This window comes from uncultured Campylobacter sp., from assembly GCF_937890585.1.
Taxonomy (GTDB): Bacteria; Campylobacterota; Campylobacteria; order Campylobacterales; family Campylobacteraceae; genus Campylobacter_A.
Map to the genome: position 1 here is coordinate 1 of NZ_CALACG010000239.1, position 1375 is coordinate 1375.

The following is a 1375-nucleotide window of genomic DNA, read 5'->3' on the forward strand; positions in this document are numbered from 1 at the left end:
TAGTAGCTGTAACTACGGTTTTTGCACTAGTTAAAGCACCAACACCAGCGATCTTAAATCCATTATCCGATACTGGTACATTGTTGCCATTTTCATCAGTCACTGTAAATGTTGAGCCATTTTTATGGATATCAAATTTAACCGTTCTATCTTTTGTTGTGCCATCAAGTTGTGGCTCAGTGATCTTAACCTCTATCTTATCGCCATCAACTGCGTTTTTAGGGATTTTGATAGTCACTGTTGTGCTATATTCGTCATTATCACTTAGTGATTTTTCTCTACTCATAGATTTTGAGCCTTTTGCCTCATCAAAGCTAACAACAGGTGCTTTTACGTGCTCCAAGCTAGCATTTGCCTCAGCGTCCCACTGACGAGCATGTCTTGTATGATTTTCAACATGAGCATGTATCTTAGTATTTTCTCCATGTCTTAGCTCAAAGCCAGGCACGTCGATAGTAAATGTATGGAAGCTAGTTGCAGTAACTGGGAATTCCTTGCCACCATCAGTATCTTCTGTAACTTTTGTAACCATACCTTTTTCATCCATATGGATAGTGAAAATTCTCTTATATTGAGGTTTAGAGTGCTCATTTACTGTAAGCTCAAGCTTATCACCATCATCGATCTTATTTGGTAGAGTGATCCTAGCAGTAGTCACGTTTACTTTGTGCTCGCCCATACTCTCATTTCTTGTGATTTCGATTGTAGATTTTTGCTCTATAAGCTCGATAGATACGTTTCTTGGCACAACCCACACCTTATCTTCATATGACTCTGGGCTCTTTTGAACGCCAGCTGGAGTCTCAACGTGTGCAGTTGCTTTTACGTTTACATCTGGGAATATCGGAAGGTTTGTTTTTACTTTAAGGTTATCTACCATATCTTGATCAAGGATCACCTCTTTTGTAAGTTTTGCATTAGGATCGTCAAAAATTCTTACCGGATCAGTATATGTGATAACAACTTTATCGCCAACAGCTACATCTTTTGGAAGAGTTATCTCCACTGTTGTACTTCTGTTGTTGCCATCTTGTTTGTTTTCGCTCTCGCCAAGTCCAGTGTCATTGTTTAGATCTTCTGTGAAGATTAGTACTGGTCTTGTATCTGGAGTCTCATTTGGCACATTTGGTATAACATCACCATTTGCATTTGTATAGTTTGTTGTGCCGTCCGTACTGCCAACTGGTACATCTGGTATTGTGTAGCCATTGTCTATTATATTTTGATCGATTGATATAGGTCTATTTTCAGTTGTACCGTCTGGTTTTGTGATAGTGATATTTAGCGTATCGCCTACTTTTGCGTCACTTGGTACGGTGATTAAAACTGGTGTTACATTTTGTTTTGAGTCGTTATTGTTTTCAGTATAAGTTAA

General features: G+C 38.5%; 1 pseudogene. It reads right to left on the reverse strand.

Going from position 1 to position 1375, the window contains the following annotated elements:
- Positions 1-1375 (reverse strand): annotated as a pseudogene (locus tag Q0296_RS07185) (hypothetical protein); the annotation flags it as partial.